The 18,845-nt window shown below is 50.8% G+C and carries 20 protein-coding genes; 18 read left to right on the forward strand and 2 right to left on the reverse strand.

Annotation, left to right across the window (positions count from 1 at the left end; genetic code table 11):
• Positions 1–97: 97 nt before the first annotated feature.
• The 3 genes from NI21_RS0108980 to NI21_RS0108990 all read left to right on the forward strand — a co-directional run bounded on the left by NI21_RS0108980 (position 98) and on the right by NI21_RS0108990 (position 3,814).
• Positions 98–1,300: a class I SAM-dependent rRNA methyltransferase gene (locus NI21_RS0108980; protein ID WP_033125904.1), complete on the forward strand. Its 1,203-nt coding sequence runs from the start codon at positions 98–100 to the stop codon at positions 1,298–1,300.
• Positions 1,301–1,489: 189 nt separating this feature from the next.
• On the forward strand, positions 1,490–2,647 hold the full coding sequence (locus tag NI21_RS0108985) for a hypothetical protein (RefSeq protein ID WP_033125905.1): 1,158 nt from the start codon (positions 1,490–1,492) through the stop codon (positions 2,645–2,647).
• Positions 2,648–3,127: 480 nt separating this feature from the next.
• Positions 3,128–3,814: an alpha/beta fold hydrolase gene (locus NI21_RS0108990; RefSeq protein WP_033125906.1), complete on the forward strand. Its 687-nt coding sequence runs from the start codon at positions 3,128–3,130 to the stop codon at positions 3,812–3,814.
• Between the two features lie 16 nt (positions 3,815–3,830).
• Here the strand turns inward: NI21_RS0108990 and NI21_RS0108995 are convergent, their stop codons facing one another.
• Positions 3,831–4,772: a radical SAM protein gene (locus NI21_RS0108995; RefSeq protein WP_081958027.1), complete on the reverse strand. Its 942-nt coding sequence runs from the start codon at positions 4,770–4,772 to the stop codon at positions 3,831–3,833.
• Entirely contained in the window at positions 4,765–5,514 is a 750-nt protein-coding gene (locus NI21_RS0109000; protein WP_033125907.1) for an acyl-ACP thioesterase domain-containing protein, read from the reverse strand. Before NI21_RS0109000 ends, NI21_RS0108995 begins: the two co-directional genes overlap by 8 nt.
• Before the next feature lie 161 nt (positions 5,515–5,675).
• On the opposite strand from NI21_RS0109000, the gene NI21_RS0109005 reads away from it, so the two are divergent.
• The 15 genes from NI21_RS0109005 (at position 5,676) to NI21_RS0109075 (ending at position 18,841) form a co-directional block, all read left to right on the forward strand.
• Complete coding sequence (locus NI21_RS0109005) at positions 5,676–6,836, forward strand: aminotransferase class V-fold PLP-dependent enzyme (RefSeq protein ID WP_033125908.1); 1,161 nt, start codon at positions 5,676–5,678, stop codon at positions 6,834–6,836.
• 179 nt (positions 6,837–7,015) lie between these two features.
• The gene (locus NI21_RS0109010; protein WP_033125909.1) at positions 7,016–8,290 is read left to right on the forward strand and encodes a double-cubane-cluster-containing anaerobic reductase; all 1,275 of its coding nucleotides are present in this window, start codon (positions 7,016–7,018) and stop codon (positions 8,288–8,290) included.
• Position 8,291: 1 nt separating this feature from the next.
• Entirely contained in the window at positions 8,292–8,552 is a 261-nt protein-coding gene (locus tag NI21_RS0109015; protein ID WP_033125910.1) for a DUF3343 domain-containing protein, read from the forward strand.
• Positions 8,553–8,610: 58 nt separating this feature from the next.
• A complete protein-coding gene (locus tag NI21_RS0109020) occupies positions 8,611–9,387 on the forward strand; it encodes an acyl-CoA dehydratase activase (protein ID WP_033125930.1) in 777 nt (258 codons plus the stop codon).
• 6 nt (positions 9,388–9,393) lie between these two features.
• Positions 9,394–10,545 (forward strand): double-cubane-cluster-containing anaerobic reductase, encoded by a 1,152-nt coding sequence (locus NI21_RS0109025; RefSeq protein WP_033125911.1) that lies wholly within the window; start codon positions 9,394–9,396, stop codon positions 10,543–10,545.
• A gap of 129 nt (positions 10,546–10,674) precedes the next feature.
• Positions 10,675–11,781 (forward strand): sulfurtransferase, encoded by a 1,107-nt coding sequence (locus NI21_RS0109030; RefSeq protein WP_033125912.1) that lies wholly within the window; start codon positions 10,675–10,677, stop codon positions 11,779–11,781.
• A 117-nt stretch (positions 11,782–11,898) separates the two neighbouring features.
• Positions 11,899–12,345, forward strand: a complete 447-nt coding sequence (locus NI21_RS0109035) for a hypothetical protein (RefSeq protein ID WP_033125913.1) — start codon at positions 11,899–11,901, stop codon at positions 12,343–12,345.
• Positions 12,335–13,018 carry a TVP38/TMEM64 family protein gene (locus NI21_RS0109040; RefSeq protein ID WP_033125914.1) on the forward strand — a complete coding sequence of 228 codons (684 nt, stop codon included), beginning with the start codon at positions 12,335–12,337 and terminating at the stop codon, positions 13,016–13,018. The genes NI21_RS0109035 and NI21_RS0109040 overlap by 11 nt, the downstream gene beginning before the upstream one ends.
• Positions 13,005–14,012: a (Fe-S)-binding protein gene (locus NI21_RS0109045; RefSeq protein WP_033125915.1), complete on the forward strand. Its 1,008-nt coding sequence runs from the start codon at positions 13,005–13,007 to the stop codon at positions 14,010–14,012. Before NI21_RS0109040 ends, NI21_RS0109045 begins: the two co-directional genes overlap by 14 nt.
• Positions 13,993–14,703 carry a TVP38/TMEM64 family protein gene (locus NI21_RS0109050; RefSeq protein WP_033125916.1) on the forward strand — a complete coding sequence of 237 codons (711 nt, stop codon included), beginning with the start codon at positions 13,993–13,995 and terminating at the stop codon, positions 14,701–14,703. The genes NI21_RS0109045 and NI21_RS0109050 overlap by 20 nt, the downstream gene beginning before the upstream one ends.
• Positions 14,703–15,035, forward strand: a complete 333-nt coding sequence (locus NI21_RS0109055) for an arsenosugar biosynthesis-associated peroxidase-like protein (RefSeq protein WP_033125917.1) — start codon at positions 14,703–14,705, stop codon at positions 15,033–15,035. Before NI21_RS0109050 ends, NI21_RS0109055 begins: the two co-directional genes overlap by 1 nt.
• A gap of 4 nt (positions 15,036–15,039) precedes the next feature.
• Positions 15,040–16,023: an arsenosugar biosynthesis radical SAM (seleno)protein ArsS gene (gene arsS, locus NI21_RS0109060; protein ID WP_033125918.1), complete on the forward strand. Its 984-nt coding sequence runs from the start codon at positions 15,040–15,042 to the stop codon at positions 16,021–16,023.
• A gap of 11 nt (positions 16,024–16,034) precedes the next feature.
• Positions 16,035–16,463: a C-GCAxxG-C-C family protein gene (locus NI21_RS0109065; RefSeq protein ID WP_033125919.1), complete on the forward strand. Its 429-nt coding sequence runs from the start codon at positions 16,035–16,037 to the stop codon at positions 16,461–16,463.
• Complete coding sequence (locus tag NI21_RS0109070; RefSeq protein ID WP_033125920.1) at positions 16,464–17,801, forward strand: TIGR04283 family arsenosugar biosynthesis glycosyltransferase; 1,338 nt, start codon at positions 16,464–16,466, stop codon at positions 17,799–17,801.
• 26 nt (positions 17,802–17,827) lie between these two features.
• Positions 17,828–18,841, forward strand: coding sequence for an aminoglycoside phosphotransferase family protein (locus NI21_RS0109075; RefSeq protein ID WP_052084029.1), 1,014 nt, complete (start codon positions 17,828–17,830; stop codon positions 18,839–18,841).
• Positions 18,842–18,845: the final 4 nt, after the last annotated feature.

The raw sequence follows: 18,845 nt of genomic DNA on the forward strand, positions 1-18,845 counted from the left end.
AGAACCTCCGGAGGGATGACTCCTCTATACCATTAAAAGTGAATAATCCCACCCCTGTATATCTGGGGTACAGGCTTATTATACGAGGAGAAAAGATATGAGTTTAGCATTGGCAGTACTGAAAAAAGGAGAAGGGCGCACGCTGAAGGCGGGGGGCGCCTGGATTTTTGACAATGAGATAGACAGCGTGACAGGAGCCTTTGAAAACGGAGATGTTGTGATGGTCCACGACTTTGACGGCTATCCCATGGGACGGGGCTTTATCAATATGCACTCCAAAATACGCATCCGTATGCTGACAAGAAACCCGGACCAGGAGATCGATGAGGACTTTTTCCGGGGACGCCTGCGGGATGCCTGGGAGTACCGGAAAAGGACTGTGGACACAGGGAGCTGCCGGATCGTCTTCGGGGAGGCGGATTTCCTGCCGGGCCTGGTGGTGGACAAGTTCTCGGACGTGCTCGTCTTCCAGTGCCTGGCCCTCGGAATGGACAGGTACAAGGAGAGGCTGCTTTGCATGCTGAAGGAACTCCTGGCAGAGGACGGCGTCGAGATCCGGGGCATCTACGAGAGGAGCGACGCCAAGGAGAGAGAAAAAGAGGGCATGAGAAAGACAAAGGGCTTTCTCGGGGAGCCCTTTGACACCTTTGTCCATATAGAGGAGAATGGAGTCAAATACATTGTGGATGTCAAGGACGGACAGAAGACCGGATTTTTCCTGGATCAGAAATACAACCGGCTGGCTATCCAGAAGCTGTGCCGGGGAGCCCGGGTACTGGACTGCTTTACCCACACAGGCTCCTTTGCCCTGAACGCGGGGGTTGCCGGGGCCAAGAGCGTCCTCGGTGTGGACGCCTCCGGCCTTGCGGTGGCCCAGGCCCGGGAGAACGCAGAGCTAAACGGACTGTCAGATCGGGTGGAATTTCTTGAGGCGGACGTGTTTGATCTGCTTCCCTCCCTGGTGGAGAAGGGAGAGAAGTACGATGTGGTAGTGCTGGACCCGCCGGCCTTCACAAAGTCCAGAAGTTCCATCAAAAACGCGGTGAAGGGCTACCGGGAGATCAATCTGCGGGGCATGAAGCTGGTGAAGGACGGCGGCTTTCTCGCCACCTGCTCCTGCTCCCACTTTATGGATTTTGAGCTCTTTACAAAGACCATCCGGGAGGCGGCCAGGAACGCCCACGTGCGCCTGCGGCAGGTAGAGTTCCGGACCCAGGCGCCGGATCATCCGATCCTGTGGGCGGCGGATGAGAGCTATTATCTGAAGTTTTATGTTTTTCAGGTGGTGCATGAAAAATAGACTTCAGAAATCTCTGAAAATGTTTGAGTTACAGGGATTTGGAGTGATTTTTAGAATGGCAAAGCAGGGAAAATCTATATCAGCTTGTCAGGGGATGATTGTAAAAATGGAAACGTTCTGAAAAAGTCTTTGCAGAAAATCCTGAATTACAAGTTCTCTAATAAATAGATATATAGGAGGTTAAATATTATGAATAATGAGTCTGAGAAAGATTTGCAAGTTATGATGAATGTCGAGGTGCTTCCGATAAGGTCAAAACTTGATTTTGAAATGACTCATACTACAAAAATTCCCTTGTCAGATCTCTGTGCGCTTGGCGTTGCGTTCCGGCCTTTGACAACGGCAATTCAGACGGCTATTAGCGGTAGTGGTGGATCAGGTATCTATTTTGTGAACACGATGGGAAAACAGATGTTCAACGCCAGCGGAAGCACGGAGTTTGTTGGTAGTTTGAAATCTTCTACCGGAGGTGTTGGCGGAGGACAAGCACGGATGACAACGCTCGCCTGTGACCCGACCATGTTGTTTATGGCTGCTGCCCTAATGAATATCGAAAAGAAATTAGATACAATACAGGAAACCCAGGAAGAAATTTTGCAATTTCTAGAAGAAAAAGAACGCGCAACGCTTCAGGGAAATTTAAATGTTCTTGAGGATATAATAAATAATTTTAAGTATAATTGGGAGAACGAGAAGTATAAGACAAATAAACATATTCTCGTTCAAGAGATTAAAAAGGAAGCAGATGCAAGCATTGTTCTTTGTCGAGAGCAGATTGCTAAAGGACTGAAAAAACGTTCTTCTATTCACAGTGATTTGGAAGTCAAAAGTATATTGAAAAAAATGCAGACACAATTTAAAGATTATCAACTGGCATTGTATTTATATGCATATTCTACTTTTCTGGAAGTGATGTTGTTAGGGAATTTTAACGAAGATTATTTGAACAATGTTGAACACTGTATCGCAGAATACTCTTATCAGTATCGGATACTTTATACAGAGTGCTATAATTTGATGGAGTCTTATTCAAAATCATCCGTTCAGTCTGGAATGATAACCGGACTAGCAACTGCGAGTAAGTTTATGGGGAACATTGTTGCCAAGGTTCCCATTATTAGTAAATCTCAATTGGACGAAAACCTGATTAAAGCAGGAGACAAGTTGGGAGAATATAAGGAAGACCGAACTATAGATGCTTTAAATGGTCTGATACAAAAACATATGAACGTCACAGTCCCATTTGTTAAAAATATTCAAATGGTGAACAAACTGTATAATAAGCCGGTCAAATGCCTAATGGATGAAAATGATATCTATATTCAGCAGGTTGCAGGGGAAGATTAAAAGGATTGCATAAAAACATTTTTAAAAGTAGAAATACTCTTATGGAAAGTTGGAATTTGACAAGCAGATAATCCTTTGATAGAATGAGACTAGAAAAAGACACTGCCGATAAGCGGCTGGTCCAAAGAATTTAAGGTATCAAAAAAGTAACCGAAAACCTTTGCCGAGGGCGGTTACTTTTTTGTATGATTGATATACGCTATCAAGATCGTAACAATGATGCTCAGTATCATTAGTACGAGGGAGAGCATTTCGAAATCACTCATAAGTCAGCCCTCCTTTCCGCAGATTTCCCTTTTCAGAGATTTCTATGTAATCAGAGGGTTCAGTCCCTCTGTTGAAGGACTAACCGCCTACCGTTTTCCTGACAGTGCCTGTTTTTATTCGACCAAAACAGTATTTCTCTGACAAGATGTGGAGACATAAAAAATTTTACATGTGCAATAAAAATCCATTGAAAACACAGGAGAGAATTTGCTTATGACACACCTGTACTACAAAGAAAAAGGCAAGGGCAAGCCCCTGATCCTCCTCCACGGAAACGGGGAGGACAGCAGCTATTTTGAGAGCCAGATGGACTATTTTTCACAGACGCGGCGGGTCATCGCGGTGGACACGAGGGGACACGGCAGATCGCCCCGGGGCACCGCGCCCTTTACCATCCGCCAGTTCGCCGAGGATCTCCGGGAATTTATGGAGGAGATGGGGATCGAGAGGGCGGACCTTCTGGGATTTTCAGACGGGGGAAATATCGCGCTCATCTTTGCCCTGCGGTATCCGGAAAGGGTGGATCGTCTCATCCTGAACGGGGCCAACCTGTGGTCCCGGGGAGTGAAGCCGTCGGTCCAGATCCCCATTATCCTGGGGTATTACGCGGCTTACTTTTTCGGCCATTTCAGCGGGAAGGCCAGGGCCAACGCGGAGCTGCTGCGGCTCATGGTAAAGGACCCCAATATAGAACAGGAAGAGCTCCGGAACATCCAGAGCCCTACGCTTGTGATCGCAGGGGAGAGGGATATGATACGGGAGGAGCACACCAGGCTGATCGCGGCGGAGATACCGGGGGCAAAGCTTCGCATCATCCCGGGAGACCACTTTATCGCGGCCGGGAACCCGGAGGCCTTCAACCGGGAGGTGGATCGGTTCCTCCGGGAGACAGTTTCATAGGAGAGCCTGTCTGCTTTTACAGCCCCTCCAGGTCAAAGGGAGGGGTGTACTCTTCCCTGGCGCTGGATCGCTCCTGCATGTAGCCTGTGTCCAGACCAAGCTCCAGGGCCGCGCCCAGCACTTTCCCGTATTCGTAGGAGGTGAGGCGGCGGTTGATCTGAGGGTGCTCTGCTGCCTTGAAGAAGGGAGTGTACTGGCTCAGGAGACTTAGGAGGAAGCCGCCCTTTGGAAGATTTTCCGCCATCCAGCCAAGCAGGCGGATGGAGTCCTCCTTCTGGCCAGGGAGGACCATGTGACGTATGAGGGTTCCCCGGACCAACATCTTGTTTTTATCGAATACGGGCGTCCCGGTCTGCCGGATCATTTCCGACAGGGCAGCGGAGGCGTGGAGAAAATAGTCCGGTGCGCCGGAGAGGGCTCCCGACAGCTGTGAGGAAAAATATTTGAGATCCGGCAGGTACACGTCCACATACCCCTCCAGCATCCGCAGCGTCTCCACTCTCTCGTAGCCGCCGCAGTTGTAGACGATAGGGATATGCAGCTTCGGGCGTACCTTCTCAAGGACCGGCAGGATGGAGGGGAGAAACTGGGTGGCGGTGATCAGGTCGATGTTTCGGGCGCCCTGGTCCTGCAGCTCAAGAAAGATCTCTTCCAGCCGCTCCTGTGAGATGGCCTTTCCCACTTCCCCCCGGCTGATGGGATAGTTCTGGCAGTAGCAGCACTTCAGCGTACAGCCGGAGAAGAAGACAGCGCCGCTGCCATCCTGACCGCTGATGCAGGGCTCCTCCCAGAAGTGGAGGGCCGCCCGGGCCGCCCTGATTTCGGGGCCGCAGCCGCAGATGCCGGTCCGGACATACCGGTTGGCATGGCACATGCGGGGACAGAGAGTGCAGTCCCGGTAAAGGTCACATGGGTCGAAATTGGGAGCTGTGTCAGAGGGGGGCAGGGGACTATGCATGGCTGCACGCCTCCTCCCGGAAGGTGATGCTGGCCTGGACTGCCAAAGTCCCGTCCTCCTTTACACCCGTCAGGAGAAAATCATGCGCTCTCTTTGCGCGCCAGATGGAAATGCGTTCTTTTTCAAAGCACTGCCGCAGGTAGTGGATCTCAAAGTCTGTGATCTGCTTTCCTATCTGGAAATCCAGATCAAAGGCGTTGAGAAAGAGAGGAATGTACTTCTGGTTGTTCATGTGGCGGCTCTTGTCTAGGTCCGTGTAGCGGACAGTGTGGGTATAGCAGAGCTCCATGCCTTCCGCGGTCTTGGGAAAACGCTGGAAGGGAGGAAGCTCAAGGGCAGTGCCCTCGTCGGTGTCTGTGGGATAGTCGATGTCCTGCGGGGTGCAGATTTTCCCGACATTCAGGTCGCACAGGCAACTCTCCATCCGCCCCTTGGCCAGGAGCTCCTGCCCCCGGGAGACGGTGAAGGCCTGGTGGAACCGAACTGAGGGGCGGGGATTTTCCACCCAGGAGGCAAGCTCCAGGGGGGAGTCATAGCCCGTCCGCTTTTCGATGTGGAGTTTATATTTGGTGAAGACCCAGCAGATGCCATAGTCCTCTGGCAGGGTGTCGTTGCCCTTGCCTAGAGTGTGCATGTAGGCGGTCACCGCGTCCTGAAAATATTCAAAATAGCCGCCGGCTCCCACAAGCCCGGTGTGGTCGGACTCGCGGAACTGGGGAAAATACTCTTTTCTGTAGATCATGGAATAAATCCTCCTTCTATTCACTCCTCTCTATTATAGCCCTTTGCGGGGCGCGGCAAAAGTCATTTTTATAATCCCTGAAGAAGCATCTTGCGCAGAATGAGCGGCAGGACCTATAATGAGTACAGTACACAGCGCGAAAGAAAAGGAGGCAGGGGAATATGGAAGGAGAAAACGGCAGGATCTATTTTGACAACGGGAGCACCTCCTGGCCCAAGGCACCGGGAGTGGCGGAGGCGGTGGGGCACCTCCTGACAGAGGGGGCCTTCAACATTAACCGGGGAAATTACGAGGGAGCCTACGAGGTGGAGGCGGCGGTGCTGGATACAAGGGATCAGCTGGCCCGGCTTTTCCACGCGGAAAATTCCCGTCGGGTCATTTTTACGCCGGGGATCACCCACTCCCTGAACTATTTTATCCGGGGATTTCTGAAGAGAGGGGATCATGTGCTTGTCACCGGGATGGAGCACAACGCGGTCATGCGGCCCCTCCGGTGCATGGAGAGGGAGGGCGTGGCCTGGGAGTGCATCCCCACGGATCGGGAGGGGAATGTGCGGGCCTCTGACGTGGCGGGGATGATCCGAAAGGATACGAAGGCTGTCATCGCCCTTCACGCCTCCAACGTGTGCGGTACCATCGTGCCTGTGGAGGAGATTGGCCGGATCTGCCGGGAGAGGGGCGTCTTCTTTGTGGTGGACACAGCCCAGAGCGCGGGGACTATCCCCCTTCACATGGAGGAGGCCTGCGTGGATTTCCTGGCTTTCACAGGCCACAAGGGGCTTTTGGGCCCCCAGGGGGTGGGCGGATTTCTCATCTCCGACAGGCTGGACGGGCAGATGGAGCCCCTCATCGCGGGGGGCACGGGCAGCAGCTCTGACAGCCTGGACATGCCCCGCACCCTGCCCGACAAGTACGAGAGCGGCACTATGAACCTGCCCGGCATCATCGGCCTCCACGCGGCCCTCTCCTACCTGGAGAGGACAGGGCTGGAGACGATCCGCAGGAGGAAGCTGGAGCTGACCGGCTATTTCCTGGAGGAGGTGAAGAAGCTTCCTTCCGTCCGCATCGCGGGAAGGCAGGGGACAGAGGGGAGAGTGGCCGTTGTGTCTCTGGATTTTGAGGGAAGGGACAATGCGGTGACTGCCTTCCGGCTGGAGCAGGAGTACGGCATCATGACCCGGGTCGGGCTCCACTGCGCGCCCATGGCCCACAGGGCTCTTGGCACCTTCCCCCAGGGGACGGTCCGGTTTGCCTTCAGCGCCGCCAACACAGAGGATGAGATTGACCGCTGCGTCCGGGCTCTCCACAGCATACTGGACTGAGCGTCTCTTCCCAGGACAGAAAAACGCATATTATAATAGAGAAAACCTATATATAAAAGTATACATTATAAAAATCAATAGCAAACCTCGCTCTTGTCATTGTCCCATAATTGTAAAAGTGTTACGGTTATAAAAGGACTATTCTGAAAATATTCAGATACGCAAGAGGAGGTTTTTTTATGGCTGATTACAGAAAAATGTGGGAAGATCTTGGTATGGATGTTGAGACGCACGACCAGCTTTGCGAGGTGCTGCCCCAGGCCTTTGGGGATGTCTATCTCTCCCAGGAAAACAGGCCGGAGTCTATGGACTATTATAATTTTGTGGTGGCGGAGATCCACGGTGTGAGGCCGGCGGAGCTCATCGAGCACCAGAAAAAGGGCGGAAAGGTCTTCGGCACCTTCTGTGTGTACGTGCCCGATGAGATCGTGTTCGCAGCAGATGCCATCGCCACAGGGCTGTGCGGAGGCTCCCAGTTCTGGGTGCCGGGAGGAGAGAAGGTCCTTCCCACCAACACATGCCCCCTTATCAAGGCGTCTGTGGGCGCAAGGCTGGATCGGACCTGCCCCTTCTTCCGCATCGCGGATATGTATGTGGGTGAGACAACCTGCGACGGCAAAAAGAAGGCCTGGGAGATCCTGGCCGAGGATGTGCCGGTGCATGTGATGGATCTGCCTCAGATGAAGAGAGAGAAGGATGTCTGTTCCTGGGCCGATGAGATCCGCACCTTCAAGAAAGTAGTGGAGGACTTTACCGGAAACGAGATTACGGCGGAGAAGCTGGCGGCCAGCATACATATGATCAACAACAAGAGAAAGGCCCTGGAGAGGCTCTATGCTTTCCGAAAGAACGACAAGCTCCCCATCAGCGGAAAGGATGTGCTCCTCATCTCTCAGATCGCCTTCTACGACGATCCTACAAGATTTACTGAGATGACTAACAAGCTCTGCGATGAGCTGGAGAAGAGGGTGGCAGACGGCGTCAGCGTGTTCCCGGAGGGAACAAAGAGGATCATGCTGACAGGTACGCCTATGGCCATCCCTAACTGGAAGATCCACAACCTGGTGGAGACAAGCGGCGGCGCCGTAGTCTGCGAGGAGATGTGCACGGGAACCCGCTACTTTGAGCGTCTTGTAGACGAGACAAAGACCACAGTGGACGAGCAGATTGACGCCCTGGCGGAGAGATACATGGGCATTAACTGTGCATGCTTCACTCCCAACCACGCAAGGATTGACGATATTATCCGCCTGGCTAAGGAGTACAAGGTGGATGGCGTTATTGACGTGAACCTGAAGTTCTGCAGCCTCTACGATGTGGAGGGATACACAGTGGAGAGAGAGCTCCAGAAGGCCGGCATCCCTGTTCTTGGCATTGAGACAGACTACGTGGACAGCGACGCGCAGCAGCTCCGCACAAGGATCAGCGCTTTCATCGAGATGCTGGGAGAGTAGAATGAAAGAGATACAGTATTATGTGCTTTTCCCAAACCATGACAATGGGATGAGGCTCTATAAGAAGCTGAAAGAAGAGGGGGTGGGTGCGGTCATCGCGCCCACCCCGAGAAGTGCCAGCAAATGCTGCGGCATCTCCCTTCTGGTGAAGGAGAAGGATATAGAGAGGATTCGCGGCTGCGTGCAGGAGAACGGCATTGAGATACTGGATATCGCGGCGGTGGAGAAGGATGTGAACCCGGGCCGTGACAGATACTGCTGATAAACTGCTGAGAAAAAAGGACAAGCCTTTGACAGAAGGTGGAAAGGATAACAGGAAAATGGATTACATAGGCATTGATATAGGCTCCACAGCTGCCAAGGTGGTGGCCAGGGGAGACCATGAGATGGCTTTCACGCTCCCTACAGGGTGGAGCAGTAAGGAGACGGCCCGGATCATCAGGGATCGGCTTGGGCAGGAGGGCGTTGACGTGTCGGATGAGTCGGCTAAAGTGGTGGCTACCGGCTACGGGCGCGTGGCGGTGGAGTACGCCGACTACGTCATCACAGAGATTACCTGCCACGCCAGGGGAGGCCGTGAGATGGGAAGCGACGACTGCGCGGTCATCGACGTGGGAGGACAGGACACCAAGGTGATCCTCATCAGCCACGGCGCGGTCCAGGACTTCCTCATGAACGACAAGTGCTCCGCGGGAACCGGGAAGTTCCTGGAGATCATGGCCAACCGGCTGGGAGTGGATCTGGGCGAGCTGTTCGACATGGCGGAGGCGGGACAGACCCTGTCCATCAGCTCCCTGTGCACGGTGTTCGCCGAGTCCGAGGTCATCAACTATATCGGTGAAGGCCGCAGGCGGGAGGACATTGCCGCCGGGGTGGTGGACTCTGTGGCGGCCAAGGTGGCCCAGCTGGCTATGAGAAAGAATCTGCCGGACCAGATCATCCTGACGGGCGGGCTCTCGGACAGCCGGTATTTTACAAAGATCCTGTCCGAAAAGATTGGAAAGACCGTGTCCCCCACAGACAGAGGCAGATATGCGGGCGCCCTGGGGGCGGCCCTGCTGGCGGAGGAGAAGACAAAGAGACGGAAGGAGAAATAAAACAAAATGGAACTGATCAAAGATTTACCAGAAGTATTTGAAGAATTTGCAGAACAGAGGAAAAACTCTTTCCTCGGGGTGAAAAAGCTGAAGGAGCAGGGAGTCCCCGTTGTGGGATCTTACTGTACTTATTTCCCCCAGGAGATTGCCATGGCCTTGGGGGCCGCCACAGTGTCTCTGTGCTCCACCTCCGATGAGACCATAGCGGACGCGGAGAGGGATCTGCCCAAGAACCTGTGCCCTCTTATCAAGTCCAGCTACGGGTTTGCCAAGACAGACAAATGTCCCTTCTTCTATTTCTCTGACGTGGTTGTGGGTGAGACGACCTGCGACGGAAAGAAGAAGATGTATGAATATATGTCCCAGTTTAAGGATGTATTTATCATGGAGCTGCCCAACACCCAGAGACCGGAGGCTCTGCAGCTTTGGAAAGGGGAGATCATCCGCTTTAAGGAATACCTGGAGAAGAAATTCGACGTTACCATCACAGAGGACGACATCCGGGAGGCCATCCGGGTCAACAACCAGGTCAGGACATCCCTGAAGCACCTCTACGAAGTGATGCGCAATGACCCGGCTCCCATCACAGGCCACGATCTCTTCAAGGTCCTGTACGGAAGCACCTTCAAATTTGACAGGAAGGCCATCCCGGGAGAGGTAGACGCCCTGGTTGAGAAGATCAATAAGGAGTACGCGGAGGGGAAAATGCTGGAGAAGAAGCCCCGCATCCTCATCACCGGTTGCCCGGTGGGCGGCGCCACGGAGAAGATCATCGACGCGGTGGAGAACAACGGCGGAGTTGTAGTCACCTTTGAGAACTGCAGCGGAGCCAAATCCATCGACAAGCTGGTGGACGAGGAGGAGCCGGATGTATACCAGGCTCTGGCGGAGAGGTATCTTAATATCGGATGCTCCGTCATGACACCGGACAAGAACCGCTTTGAGCTCCTGGGAAGGCTGATCGACGAGTACAAGGTGGACGGCGTGGTGGAGATGACTCTCCAGGCGTGCCACACCTACAATGTGGAATCCTTTGCCATCCGCAAATTTGTCAATGAGGAGAAGGGCATCCCCTATATCAATGTGGAGACGGATTACTCCCAGGCAGATATCGGACAGCTGAACACCCGTATTGCAGCCTTTATCGAGATGCTGTAAGGCGCGCGGATGGATATAGATATTATCTATAAATTTGTTTATATATACTTCTTATCGATTGGACGGGCCAGGTATGAATGGCTATAATAATGGAGGACATACTACAGTCATAAGGAGGTATATAGTATTATGAAGAAGAGAGTGTTAGCGGCACTTTTATGTATGGCCATGACAACAGCTATGCTGGCCGGATGCGGCTCAGAGTCATCCACGAAGGAGGATACCACTCAGGAGTCCACAGACGAGACGACAGATGAGTCAGCAGAGAATGTGGAAGCAGAGCCGGTGGAGACGAGAACCGTGTATGTAACTCCCCAGTGGGTACAGAGCGCACTGAACGGTGACCAGGAGGGATATGAGGATATCCTGATCGCGGAGGTAGGCTACGGCGACGTGGCAGACTGCGCGTCCTACAATGAGGGACATGTCCCGGGAGCTATCTATGTAGATAACTGCGAGGTGGAGGACGCCACAGGAAGCGAGGAGGGTGCATACAACCTTCTGGCAGCGGACGAGGTAGTGGACAACATGCTCAGCCACGGCATCACAAAGGACACAAAGGTAGTTCTCTACGGAGCGGACGTCAGCGGTACAGCCAGACAGGCATTTGCCTACCTCTGGGCAGGTGTTGAGGATGTCAAGGTTATCAACGGCGGAATTGACGCCTGGAAGGCTGCGGGCTATGATACAGAGACAGATGTGAACGAGGGCGAGGCCGCAGATGACTTCGGCGTAGAGGCCCCCGCGCATCCGGAGTACCGTCTGGATATAGTAGATGCGAAAGAGAAGCTGGAGACAGATGACAACTTTAAGCTTGTCAGCATCCGCAGCGAGGAAGAGTGGCTTGGCGAGACAAGCGGATACAACTACATTGACAGGGCAGGTGAGCCGGAGGGCGCCGTGTGGGGCAAGGGCTCAGACTCCTCCTCCGATGTAAACCAGTTCCTTAACGATGACGGAACAGTAAAGGATCTGGCAGGCTTTGAGGAAGTGTGGGCAGACTGTGACTTCACACTGGACAATGAGCTTTCCTTCTACTGCGGCACAGGCTGGAGAGCAAGCGTTCCCTTCCTTGTCCTGTACGAGAATGGATACGACAACATTTCCGTATATGACGGCGGATGGTACGAGTGGCAGATGCATGACGATTATCCGGTACAGGTAGGCGACCCTGCAAGCGATGACTGTGTGCACACGACAGTAGGCGAGCTGCCGACAGATAAAGCTGCTAAATAAGGAGCTGACGGATTATAATCTGCCGAATGATAAGCAGGATGCAAAAAGCGCTGCCGTTTAACCTGACGGCAGCGCTTTTTCTCTCGAAAAGCATCCTGACAAAAGCTGGAGGAGACAATGAAAAAGATAGCATATATCCTGGCGCTGATCCTGGAGATCGGGGCCTATGCAGGCGCCTGGATCATACATTATTTCGCAAGGCGGAAGCTGGGGATGGTCAGGTATCTGAATTACAAGAACATGTCCTGGGAGAGGGACTACCCGGTGGAGGCGCTGAAGCTGGCCTGCGTGGCAGCGGCGGCCCTGCTGACAGTCCTGATCCTTCTCTTCTTCCTGAAAAAGCGCAGGGAGACCACCCTGCTGGCAGGGGCTATGACGGCCCTCATGATCGCATTGACGGCGCTGTATGGGGGTTACACACTGGGATGCTCCACGGACGTCATGACAGACTACTATTTTATCAGCATCCTGTTCCTTGTGGCGGCGATGATCCAGATCCTCAAGACAGGCATTGCCGTGCTGATATCAAAGAGGAGAGCAGAGGGAGAGCAAGGTGAAAAATAAAAAGCTTTGGATTTTTGTGGGGCTGGTGGTTCTGGTTCTGATCCTCAACCACATATTCGGGTGGTCCTCCTACCTGGGGGACACGGACAACCTGGCCTTTTTGGAGACCATGATACAGGACAATCTGGCGGGGGCCATCGCCATTTACATGGCGGTGACGGTGATTGGCAGCGTGGTCCTGGCCCTCCCCGGCGTTACCTTTGCCATACTGGCAGGTCTTTTGTTCGGACCGGCGCTTGGCACGGTGCTGTGCGCCCTGTCCGCCACAGCCGGGGCAGTGCTTGCCTTTCTGGCGGGAAGATTTTTCTTGCGGGACAGCATAAGGCCCGCGGCTATGAAGAACAGGTATCTGAAAAAATGGCTCTTTGACGAGTCCGGGAAGAACCAGATCTTTATCCTCATGATCACCAGGCTTGTGCCGGTCTTTCCCTACAATCTCCAGAACTTTGCCTACGGTGTGACAGACATCAGCTTTGCCACCTACACGGTGGGATCCTTTGTGTTCATGATCCCCGGGACGGCTATGTACACCATCGGGACAGCCGGCCTGGCGGACGCCGAGAACCGTCTGCTCTACATAGGCATCGCGGTGGCCATTGCGGTGGTGGTGATCCTTGTGGGAATGGTTTTGAAGAAAAAATATATACAGGAGAAGACAGATGAGTCAGAATAAGAAGACCGCGGATCCCTCTGCCTGCGTGCACTGCCATCTTTGTCAGAAAAGCTGTCGGTTTTTGGAAAAGTATCAGATGGACATTGGGGATATCCATAAGATAGAACCATTGGCATACCATTGTTTCCTCTGTGGAAAATGTACACAGGTATGTCCAAAAGGGATAGACGGCAGAGAGATCATATTAAATCTCAGACGCAGTCAGGTAAGGGAAAATAAGGGAAGAGTAAAAGAAAAAGGCTATGCGATGCTCATAAAAGAGAAAAAGGATTATATGTTTCAGAATTACCGGAATGGGAGATATAAAAGAGTTCTTTTTCCAGGGTGCAATTTTCCGTCCTTTTATCCTGAAACGACAAGATTGCTTGCGGATCTTTTGTGGGAAAAGGATGAGATTGGGATAGTCTTTGACTGTTGCGGGAAACCAGTGGCAGAATTGGGGATGGAAGAAGATGCGCAGAAGATTGTAAACCGAATAGATCGAAAACTGCAGGCTATGCATGTGGATGAGCTTATTATGGTCTGCCCAAACTGTTATGCCTATTTGAATGGGAGACTAAATATAAAAGTTGTTATGATCTATGACAAGCTGAGGGAACTAGGGATCGGAGAAAAGATCAAGGAAAAAATCAGGATCTTTCCGCCGTGTCCGGATCGGGGCACGGAGAAAATCCTAGGTACGATCCGCCCGTTTTTAGAAGAAGAGCCGGAAATTATCACAGAGAGTCAGTGCTGCGGACTGGGGGGATGTGCCGGACAGAAGGAGGCGGATCTGGCGATGGAAATGGTAAAAGCGGCAGCAACGGGAGGAAATGTATGTACATACTGCGCTTCCTGCTCGGGAAGCTTTGCAAGAAAAGGCTTCGATCAGGCTGATCACATTCTCCTGAAAATCCTGGGAATTACTGAGAAACCAGATACTGCAAAATCAATGATAAATCGAATGAAGACAAAGTACTGGCAGGGAGGAGCGTATGGAAAAAAAGAAAAATAGCTGGATGAAAAAAGTTATCTTACTGTTATGCGCAGCGGCTGCTGTTGCATGCTATTATCTGATACCGGCAGTCAATGAGAATATGAATAAAGTCTTTAAGATGTTTGCGAGTGGCGATTTTGGAGTTGTAAAGGATTTTGTGGCATCATATGGTGCATATGCTGCGCTCATTTCCTTTCTTCTGATGATATTTCAGTCCGTGGCAGCGCCTCTGCCGGCCTTTTTGTTGACTTTTGCCAATGCCAATCTGTTCGGTTGGTGGCAGGGCGCTATTTTATCCTGGACCAGTGCTATGGCAGGAGCAGCTGTATGCTTTTGTATTGCAAAGATACTTGGGAGAGATGTGGTGGAACGGCTGACAAGTAAAGCCGGATTGAAACAAATAGATGAGTTTTTTGAGAAATATGGGAAAAATACAGTCCTTGTATGCCGTTTACTTCCATTTGTATCATTTGATATCGTAAGCTATGCGGCGGGGCTTACATCCATGTCTTTTGGATCTTTTTTTATCGCGACAGGTATTGGACAGTTGCCTGCAACGATTGTTTATTCCTATGTGGGAGGAATGTTGACAGGCGGTGCACAAATGTTTGTGACAGCTTTAATGATATTGTTTGCTCTATCAGCTCTGATTGTTATGATCAGAAAAATATATATGGATAGACAAAAGAAAAAAGGAGGAAATGAGTAATGGAAACTTATTACAACCCGGAGGATCTTGCAAAATTTGGTACGATTGGCGAGGAGGCTCCCCAGTTGGCAGAGAAATTTTTTGACTATTATGGAGCTGTGTTTGCAGAGGGAGCTCTGACCGCAAGAGAGAAAGCTTTGATCGCACTGGCTGTAGCACATGCGGTGCAGTGCCCTTACTGTATAGACTCTTATACAAACGACTGCCTGAATAAGGGAGTCAGCGAAGAGCAGATGATAGAAGCTGTTCATGTAGCGGCTGCGATCAGAGGGGGAGCTACACTGGTGCATGGTGTGCAAATGAAAAATATTGTAAAGAAACTGGAGCTGTAAAAATATGAGTCAGGCATTGGAAGATTTAAGAGGATTAAAGTGTATTCCTGATTTTGAGGACAGGATTACATCGGAGGAATATAAATATACAACAGATAAGTTGGATGTTATGCAGATTAATGTGGGCAGACTGTGTAACCTTGCCTGTAAACACTGTCACGTAGAGGCGGGACCGGGCAGAACAGAAATCATGCCCCGAAAAGTCATGGAGGCCTGCCTTGCAGTCTGCAGGGAGCAGCAGGTGTCCACTATCGACATAACCGGAGGAGCACCTGAGATGAACCCGGACTTTGAATGGCTTGTGGAGGAGTCCTGTAAAATATGCAGTCATGTGATTGTCCGTACTAACCTTGTTATTTTAAAAGAAGAGAAGTATAGACATCTGCCGAAATTTTATGCAGATCATAAAGTGGAGGTAGTCTGCTCCCTCCCCTATTACAGGGCCAAGGAGATGAACAGGGTCAGAGGAGACGGCACATTTGAGACTGCTATAGAGGTGATCCGGGAACTCAACAAGCTGGGCTATGGAAAAGAAGAGGATCTGGTGCTGAACATGGTGTATAATCCTGCCGGAGCATTTTTCCCGCCGGCACAGGATGCTATGGAAAAAGAGTATAAAATGAAATTGTGGAAGGACTACGGTATTGTGTTCAATAGTCTCTTTACGATCACCAATAATCCTATGGGACGTTTTGAGACCTTTTTGAAGAGAAGCGGAAATTTGGAAAGTTATATGAAAAAGCTTTCTGATGCGTTTAATACAGCTACTCTTCCGGGGCTTATGTGCCGGTTCCAGATTTCAGTGAGATATGACGGAAAAGTGTACGACTGTGATTTTAATCAGGCCGCAGACCTGCCTGTCCTGACAGGAGAAACGATTTTTGACATGGTGGGTAAACCCTATAAAAAGCGGAAGATATGTCTTGCAAATCACTGCTACGGATGTACAGCAGGGCAGGGATCCAGCTGTGGCGGAGCAACAGAGTAAGGGAGGATACAATGAAACAAGAAGAGATCAGGGAGTTGTTTATAAAGGGAATAGACTGTTCACAGGTGGTCGCCGGGGCATTTGCAGAAGAAATGGGAATGACAGAAGAAGAGGCAAGAAAAGTATCTGCCTGCTTCGGAGGTGGGATGATGTGCGGGGAAACCTGCGGGGCAGTTACGGGAGCTTTGATGGTTCTTGGAATGAAATATGGTCATTGCAAGGAAGACGACATGGATCAGAAGAACATTATGATGCAGAAAACAGCAGAATTTAAGGCTTATTTTCAGCAGAAATATCCCTCCTGCATGTGCCGGGAACTTTTGGGGTATGATCTGGGAAAACCAGGGGAACTCGAGAAGGTGATGGAGGAAGGGCTCCTGCTTGACTTCTGTCCGGGGGTTGTGGAAGCTGCTATAGAGGCGCTGGAGAAGGTTCTGTAAATGGATAGAGCGATTATTGTGTTCACACGTGTGCCCCTGCCGGGAAAGACAAAGACGCGTATGATGCCGGCATTGTCCGGGAAAGAGTGTGCCAGGTTGCACACTTACTTTCTGCAGGATATATGTGAAGCCTGTCAGGCGTGCAGAGAGGATGTGTATGTGAATTATACACCAGAGGATGAACAGAAAACAGGGATACTGCGGGATATTTTCGGCAGAGATGCAGAATACTTTCCACAGCAGGGGGATACATTGGGGCAGAGAATGTACCACGCTATAGAAAAAGTGCTTGAGAAGGGATACAAAAGCTGTATCTTGATCGGTACCGATGTCCCGGAGCTCAGAGCTGAGCACATGATCCGGGCGTTTGATCTGCTTGTAGAACATGATATTGTATTTGGGAAAACAAAAGATGGCGGCTATTACCTGATCGGCATGAAAAAGCCGTGGAAAGAAGCTTTTGGATTGGAACAATATGGTGTCAGTACAGTATTTGAGGAAACCCTTTGCAGACTTCGAAGTCTCGGGGTTTCTATCGGCTATACGGCTGAATTGCAGGATATGGACACACCGGCTGACCTTCAGGGGTATAGGGATCGTATGCGTGCAGATGATTTCCTGAAAGGATCAAAGACAGGGAAATATCTTGCGTCTAACAGCCGCATTTCCATTATCGTGCCTGTGTATAATGAAGAGAAGACGATAGGATACCTGCAGGATCAGCTCAGGGAACTGAAGGGCAAGTGTGAGATTATTCTGGTAGACGGAGGCAGTACTGACCATACTCTGGATAAGATCTCAAATGATTTCACATTATTACATGCTCCAAAAAGCCGTGCGGCTCAAATGAATGCCGGTGCGAAAGCAAGTCACGGTGATGTCCTTTTTTTCCTTCACTGTGACAGCGAGCTCCCGGCGCATCCTCTGGCCCAGATACGGGAGGTCATGAGAGATCACCGGGCAGGATGCTTTGGGATTGCTTTTCATTCCCGGAATTTTTTCATGTTTACGTGCCGGATCATATCCAATCACCGGGTAAAGGACAGAAAAGTCATGTTCGGGGATCAGGGTATATTTGTTGACAGAAAGCTGTTCTTTGATATTGGAATGTTTCCTGAAATGCCGATCATGGAGGATTATCAGTTCTCTCTGACACTGAAAGAGAAAGGGATACGTCTTGGGATGACAAGAAAAAGGATCTACACATCTGACCGGAGATTTCCAAAGGGAACTATTCCTAAACTGAAACTGATGTGGAAAATGAACCGGATGCGAAAAATGTACCGTGACAAGATCCCTGTACAGACAATTGCCAAGATGTACAAGGATATCAGATAAGTGACCTGCAGAAAGAGGAATATGTTATGAATGAAATGGAACAGTTAATAGCCTATGCCGGGCTTCCCACATACAGACAGGCGCTGGGTCTTCCGGCAGATATAACAGAGGAATACACCATGCTGGCACAGGGAGAATACAACAGAAACTATCTGTTTACCCATCCTCTGACAGGCAAGAAACTTTTATTTCGGGTCAATTTTGGCAGCCAGATGCATTTGGATGATCAGATAGAGTACGAGTACCGAGCACTGAAACTGCTTGAAAGATCCGGACGTACGCCAAAGCCATTGTATGTAGATGGATCTTTGAAGCATATACCGTACGGTGTGATGGTGATGGAATATCTCCCGGGACATGTCCTGGATTACCGCACAGAAAATGTCTTCGCCGCACAGTGCCTTGCAGATATCCACAGTGTATCCGTGCCGGAAGATACGCATCTGATCGCACCGCTGAACCAGCTCCGCGCCATACTGGAAGAATGTGAGGAAATGTTTGCAAAATATGAGGGCTCCTTGCTGGCAGACCGGCAGAAAGCTGCAAAGATCCGTGAAATGCTGGACAAGGTATGGGAAAAGGCAGACAGCCTGGATAAGCCGGCATATCGCTGCTGTATCAACACAGAACTGAATTCAACAAACTTTCTTATTAACGGAGAGGAAAAGGACAACTATCTGATCGACTGGGAAAAGCCGTTATACGGTGAACCGGCCCAGGATCTTGGACATTTTCTGGCTCCCACGACCACATTCTGGAAGACGGATGTGATCCTCACTGTGCAGGAAATGAAGGACTTTATCGGTGAATATATAAAATATGTAGATGGCAGATTTAACACGGAGGGTCTGAAAGAAAGAACAATGGTATATGTCCCTGTCACATGCCTGAGAGGGATAACCTGGTGTGCCATGGCATGGATAGAATACCAGCAGCCGGATAAAGAAATCTTTAACCGGTCTACGTATGAAAAACTAGAACAGTACTTAAGTTGGGAGTTTCTAAACAGGATTGAGAAATTTATAGACCATCAAGTATAGTCTG

This window comes from Eubacterium sp. ER2, assembly GCF_000765215.1.
GTDB lineage: Bacteria > Bacillota > Clostridia > Lachnospirales > Lachnospiraceae > Claveliimonas > Claveliimonas intestinigallinarum.

What these genes read in the sequence shown, in the direction of transcription:
- NI21_RS0109055 (WP_033125917.1), top strand. Translation starts at nt 14,703, where the DNA reads ATGGAAACTTATTACAACCCGGAGGATCTTGCAAAATTTGGTACGATT.
- NI21_RS0108980 (WP_033125904.1), top strand. Translation starts at nt 98, where the DNA reads ATGAGTTTAGCATTGGCAGTACTGAAAAAAGGAGAAGGGCGCACGCTG.
- NI21_RS0109075 (WP_052084029.1), top strand. Translation starts at nt 17,828, where the DNA reads ATGAATGAAATGGAACAGTTAATAGCCTATGCCGGGCTTCCCACATAC.
- NI21_RS0109045 (WP_033125915.1), top strand. Translation starts at nt 13,005, where the DNA reads ATGAGTCAGAATAAGAAGACCGCGGATCCCTCTGCCTGCGTGCACTGC.
- NI21_RS0109025 (WP_033125911.1), top strand. Translation starts at nt 9,394, where the DNA reads ATGGAACTGATCAAAGATTTACCAGAAGTATTTGAAGAATTTGCAGAA.
- NI21_RS0109010 (WP_033125909.1), top strand. Translation starts at nt 7,016, where the DNA reads ATGGCTGATTACAGAAAAATGTGGGAAGATCTTGGTATGGATGTTGAG.
- NI21_RS0109050 (WP_033125916.1), top strand. Translation starts at nt 13,993, where the DNA reads ATGGAAAAAAAGAAAAATAGCTGGATGAAAAAAGTTATCTTACTGTTA.
- NI21_RS0109070 (WP_033125920.1), top strand. Translation starts at nt 16,464, where the DNA reads ATGGATAGAGCGATTATTGTGTTCACACGTGTGCCCCTGCCGGGAAAG.
- NI21_RS0108985 (WP_033125905.1), top strand. Translation starts at nt 1,490, where the DNA reads ATGAATAATGAGTCTGAGAAAGATTTGCAAGTTATGATGAATGTCGAG.
- NI21_RS0109005 (WP_033125908.1), top strand. Translation starts at nt 5,676, where the DNA reads ATGGAAGGAGAAAACGGCAGGATCTATTTTGACAACGGGAGCACCTCC.
- arsS (WP_033125918.1), top strand. Translation starts at nt 15,040, where the DNA reads ATGAGTCAGGCATTGGAAGATTTAAGAGGATTAAAGTGTATTCCTGAT.
- NI21_RS0109000 (WP_033125907.1), bottom strand. Translation starts at nt 5,514, where the DNA reads ATGATCTACAGAAAAGAGTATTTTCCCCAGTTCCGCGAGTCCGACCAC.
- NI21_RS0108995 (WP_081958027.1), bottom strand. Translation starts at nt 4,772, where the DNA reads ATGCATAGTCCCCTGCCCCCCTCTGACACAGCTCCCAATTTCGACCCA.
- NI21_RS0109035 (WP_033125913.1), top strand. Translation starts at nt 11,899, where the DNA reads ATGAAAAAGATAGCATATATCCTGGCGCTGATCCTGGAGATCGGGGCC.
- NI21_RS0109020 (WP_033125930.1), top strand. Translation starts at nt 8,611, where the DNA reads ATGGATTACATAGGCATTGATATAGGCTCCACAGCTGCCAAGGTGGTG.
- NI21_RS0109015 (WP_033125910.1), top strand. Translation starts at nt 8,292, where the DNA reads ATGAAAGAGATACAGTATTATGTGCTTTTCCCAAACCATGACAATGGG.
- NI21_RS0108990 (WP_033125906.1), top strand. Translation starts at nt 3,128, where the DNA reads ATGACACACCTGTACTACAAAGAAAAAGGCAAGGGCAAGCCCCTGATC.
- NI21_RS0109030 (WP_033125912.1), top strand. Translation starts at nt 10,675, where the DNA reads ATGAAGAAGAGAGTGTTAGCGGCACTTTTATGTATGGCCATGACAACA.
- NI21_RS0109065 (WP_033125919.1), top strand. Translation starts at nt 16,035, where the DNA reads ATGAAACAAGAAGAGATCAGGGAGTTGTTTATAAAGGGAATAGACTGT.